The organism is Nocardia sp. NPDC004415 (genome assembly GCF_053602435.1).
In genome coordinates, this window is record NZ_JBSGDP010000117.1 from 1 (window position 1) to 4,488 (window position 4,488).

The window sequence follows — 4,488 nt, forward strand, 5'->3', positions numbered from 1 at the left end:
CCCAGTGCGATCACACCAGCACCGATCCAGGCCCAGCCGCGGTGCTCCCGTACTCCTTGCCAGACCAGCCAGGCCCCGCCGATCTCGGCGACGATCCGCCTGCCCGGCCCCTGTCGTGTCGGCACCGTCCGGAAACGCCGAAAACCCGCGGTGCGACGGCGGGGAATCCCGTCGCGACCGCGGGTTGCGGGAGAACTGGGGCCTAGCAGGCCACCGTCAGCGTGGTGCGCTTGCGGGTGGCGGCGGCGCGCACCGCGGCACCGAGGGCGACCACCGGCGGAATCCAGCGGGCCTCACCGGGGGCGACGCCCCAGGCGGCCGAACCGGCGGCGAGCTGGGTCGGCGGCAGCGGGATGCTGGCACCGTCGGTGTGTACGAGCACGCCGGCCTCGCGCATCGCCTCGATCGCCATGGCGGCCTTGCGGACGCCGGTGACCAGGTGGATCTCGCGACGCTCGGCGCCCGGGATCTCGATCACGGGGCCGGAGAGGTTGTTGGCACGCAGGAAGCGACGGACCTCGCCTGCCATCTCACCGGAGATCTCGATGGCCGAGACGTTCTCGTCGGTGATCAGGCACAGGCCATTGGCCGTTTCGGCAACCGTCCAACCCCGTGCCGCGTACTCCTGCGCGGCGGCATCCTTCGCGGTGCCCGTGGTTGTGGTCGGAAACGTCGTGCGCACTGTGTTCTCCATTCCCCGGAAGAGCTCTGTTCTGCGTTCATGGGCGTATCGGCCTGGGGTGGCCGTCGCGTTACGCCGTTACCGAAAAATATTCGAGAGTGTCTGCTTTGTCTCAGTTCGATCACCTTCGCTATCGCCGGGCGGCGGCGGACCAGGGTTGGCGTAGGGGGTGAAACCGGGCAGGATTCGGTACATGACCGAAGAGCCGGGCACCGCCCCGTCGACCGATGAGGACGCCGAGGAGTTCGAGGCCGAATCACGATGGCTCTCTTGGAAAGAGGCTGACGTGAAGCGTTCGGCGCCCAAGCCCGCGCGGATCGATTCCGGTGACGAAGAATCAGACGAAACAGGCATACCACGCGATGCGGGCTTCGATGACCCGTTTCGCAGTACCGGCTCGGCCAAGGAGTGGGCCGCCGAGGCCGCGCGCTCCCTGCTCGACGTGCAGTTCCGCCGCCCGGCCACCCGGACCCTGCTGCCGCTGGCCTACATCCTCGGCGTGGTGTCCTTCGGTGTGGGCCTGCCGATCGCGCTGACGGTGCTGATGTGGAAGGCCTCGGTGCTGCTCGGCATTCTCGCCGCGCTCGTCGCGGTGCCGCTGGGGCTCACCATCGCCGCCTCGGTGCGCCTGATGCTGGAGTTCGCCGACAACGCCGCGCGCCTGGCCGGCCGGGTCGAGCACATCAGCGAGCTGGCCGACGGACTGTTCCAGGCGCTCTCGGATGTGGCCGAACCGGTCAACCAGCTCTCCGAAGACGTTCGCGCCGTGCAGTTCTGGCGATTCAGGAAGAAGAAGTAGGGCGGGTATGTGAAACAATTCGTACGCGGATCCGGCGTCAGGTCGGCTGCGTAGGGCGGTCTCCGAAAGATAGTGGAGGAGATCGGATTTGGATATACAGGGGGGAAGTATGGCTTCACCGCAGGGCGTTACCGGTTCGACCATGCCGCGCAGGCAGCTGGGCAGGCACTTACGTGACCTGCGCAATCAGGCGCGGATGACGACGCGGACCGCCGCGTCGAAACTCGAATGGTCCGAGGCCAAGATCTGGCGGATCGAAACGGGACAGACCTCGTTGCGCAGTCTCGATGTCGAGGCGATGTGCAAGGTCTACGGGGCACCGGCCGATCTGGTGGAACCGCTGGCCGCGCTGGCCCGCGAGACCAAGGCCAGGGGCTGGTGGACCACCTACGGCGACGTGATCCCGGAGGGCTTCGAGGTCTACATCGGCCTGGAGGAGGCCGCGACGGGACTGTCGATCTACGACAACGGACTGGTCCCGGCGTTGCTGCAGACCGAGGACTACACCAGGGCGCTGCTCGAACAGTCGGTGCCCGGCCTCACCGAGGCCGACCTGGAGCGCAGGCTGCGCGTGTTGCAGGCCAGGCAGGCGCTGATCACCCGCGAGGAGGCACCGCTGCGGCTGCACGTGGTGCTGACCGAGTCGGTGCTGTCGGGGCGCGTCGGTGACGAGCGGGTCGGTGCCGCCCAGCGCGCGTGGCTGCGTGAGCTGGGCGAACGCGACAACATCCGCGTCCAGGTGCTGCCCGCCGACGCCGGCTACCACGCGGGGCTGGAGTCGGGCCGGTTCGTGATCCTGGACTTCGGCGTCGACGGATCGCTGGACCGGCCGGAACCGTCGGTGGTCTTCGTGGAGACCTTCGCCGGCTCGGCCTACCTGGACAAGGCGGCCGAGCACGAGCGTTATCGCGGCGCGTTCGTCGACATCGCCGCGGTGGCTACGGACACGCCGTAGGCCGGTCCCAGGATTCGGCGAGAATCGAGCGATGCGTGGGCAGGGCCCGGTCGTAGACCGCCCTGCCCTTCTCGGTGAGCCGGACGAAGATGGCGCGGCGGTCCTCGACGCACATGGTGCGTTCGACCAGGCCGTCGCGTTCCAGCCGGGCCACGGCGCGCGAGAGCGCGCTCTGGCTCAGGTAGATGTCACCGGCCAGCTCCGTCATCCTGACCTTCTGACACTCGGTGTCGACCAGGCGATCCAGGGTCTCGAATTCGCTGAGACCGATGCTGTGGTCATTCTGGAGCGCCTTCTCCAGTGCGCAGCTCACCGCGGCGTGTCTGCCGAGTAGTTCGCGCCACTGGCCGACGAGCTCGGTGGGCGCCTCATTGCGCCGAGCTGTCGTATTGGCCGGGTTCGACATGGCCCCATCTTAGTGGTCGGTGGTTGTGCATGCAACCGCATTAAATGTGTTGGCATTTAATGCGTGCGCATGTAATGTCCTCCGCATGACTTCGCCAGCAACGCTCTCGGCCGCAGATCAGGCGACCGATCCGACCAGGTGGCCGCTTCGTATCTGGGGCATGCTGATCACCCTGTGCATCGTTCTGTTCCTCGACGGTCTCGACGTCTCGATGATCGGCGTCGCGCTGCCGTCCATCGGCGCCGAACTCGATCTGTCCACCTCCACCCTGCAATGGCTCGTCAGCGGCTACGTCCTCGGATACGGCGGCCTGCTGCTGCTCGGCGGGCGCACCGCCGACCTGCTCGGGCGCCGCAAGGTCTTCCTCATCGCGCTGGCCGTGTTCGCGGTCGCCTCCCTGATCGGCGGCCTGGTCAGCGACCCGACGCTGCTGATCGTCACCCGCTTCATCAAGGGCCTGGCCGCCGCGTTCACCGCCCCCACCGGCCTGTCGATCATCACCACGACCTTCGCCGAAGGAAAGGCGCGCAACAAGGCGCTGTCCATCTACACCGTCTTCGGTGCCGGTGGTTACTCGATGGGCCTGCTGTTCGGCGGCCTGATGACCGGCGTCGGCTGGCGCTGGACCTTCCTGCTCCCGGTCCCGATCGCACTGGCCGCCCTGGTCGCCGCCTTCGCCCTGGTGCCCAAGGACGGTAAGGCCGAGGAAGGCGGGCACGATCTGCTCGGCGCGCTGCTGTCCACCGCGGGCATGCTGCTGCTGGTCTACACCGTGGTCACCGCGCCGGAGGTCGGCTGGGCCTCGGTCCGCACGATCGGTTCGTTCCTCGCCGTCATCGCCCTGTTCGCCGCGTTCGTGATCACCGAGCAGCGGGTGAAGCACCCGCTGGTGCGCCTGGGCATCCTGCGCAAGGTGTCGCTGGTGCGGGCCAGCCTGGCCATCATCGCGGTCGCCGGTTCCTACTTCAGCTGGCAGTTCATCGTCACCCTGTACATGCAGGACACGCTGGGCTGGTCGGCGCTGAAGCTGGCCATGGCGCTGCTGCCGGTGGGCATCCTGGTCGTCGGGTCGGCCTTCTTCTCCGAGAAGCTGATCGACCGCTTCGGCACCGGGCCGGTCATCGCCGTCACCATGTCGGTCATGGCCGTGGGCTACCTGCTGTTCCTGCGGGTCGACACCGCGCCGGACTACCTGACCGTGCTGCTGCCCGCCATCCTGCTGATCGGCATCGGCTGGGTCGGCTTCCCGGCCATCAATGTGCAGGCCACCAGCGGTATCGACGACGACGAACAGGGCCTGGCGGCCGGCGTGCTGCAGACCTCCATGCAGGTCGGCGCGGCCATCGTGCTCGCGGTGACCACCGCCATCGTCACCTCCGGCGCGCACACCGCCGGTGCCACGCCGCAGGAAATGCTCGACACCTACCGGCCGGGCCTGACCTTCGCCGCTGGCGTCACCATCGTCGGCGCGCTGGTCGCCCTGACGGTGTTCCTGCCGCGACGCAACCGCAGGCAGGAAGCCGACGTTCCCGTGGTCGAGGCCAAGGTCCTCGAAGCTGTGTCATAGGCGGCTGGCGCCGCGGGGTTTTCGGCCCTGTGGGCCTCGCAGCCCTAACGGGTTTTATGCGGTTCGCGGGGTTGTTTGG

The 4,488-nt window shown here is 67.9% G+C and carries 5 protein-coding genes and 1 pseudogene; 3 read left to right on the forward strand and 3 right to left on the reverse strand.

The features are described 5' to 3' along the window. Both ACWEMY_RS29030 and ACWEMY_RS29035 read right to left on the reverse strand, forming a co-directional pair. A pseudogene (locus ACWEMY_RS29030) lies at positions 1-125 on the reverse strand (hypothetical protein); the annotation flags it as partial. A gap of 77 nt (positions 126-202) precedes the next feature. Continuing rightward, positions 203-694 (reverse strand): hypothetical protein, encoded by a 492-nt coding sequence (locus ACWEMY_RS29035; RefSeq protein WP_452392577.1) that lies wholly within the window; start codon positions 692-694, stop codon positions 203-205. A 181-nt stretch (positions 695-875) separates the two neighbouring features. Here ACWEMY_RS29035 and ACWEMY_RS29040 point away from each other — a divergent pair, with 181 nt between their 5' ends. Beyond that, a complete protein-coding gene (locus ACWEMY_RS29040) occupies positions 876-1,481 on the forward strand; it encodes a DUF4282 domain-containing protein (protein WP_375932546.1) in 606 nt (201 codons plus the stop codon). A gap of 109 nt (positions 1,482-1,590) precedes the next feature. Next, on the forward strand, positions 1,591-2,436 hold the full coding sequence (locus tag ACWEMY_RS29045; RefSeq protein WP_452392578.1) for a helix-turn-helix domain-containing protein: 846 nt from the start codon (positions 1,591-1,593) through the stop codon (positions 2,434-2,436). Here ACWEMY_RS29045 and ACWEMY_RS29050 read toward each other — a convergent pair. After that, positions 2,420-2,842: a MarR family winged helix-turn-helix transcriptional regulator gene (locus ACWEMY_RS29050; RefSeq protein WP_375932552.1), complete on the reverse strand. Its 423-nt coding sequence runs from the start codon at positions 2,840-2,842 to the stop codon at positions 2,420-2,422. The genes ACWEMY_RS29045 and ACWEMY_RS29050 overlap by 17 nt on opposite strands. Positions 2,843-2,927: 85 nt before the next feature. Between ACWEMY_RS29050 and ACWEMY_RS29055 the strand changes: the two genes are divergently transcribed. After that, positions 2,928-4,409 carry an MFS transporter gene (locus ACWEMY_RS29055; protein ID WP_452392579.1) on the forward strand — a complete coding sequence of 494 codons (1,482 nt, stop codon included), beginning with the start codon at positions 2,928-2,930 and terminating at the stop codon, positions 4,407-4,409. The last annotated feature ends 79 nt before the right edge of the window (positions 4,410-4,488 follow it).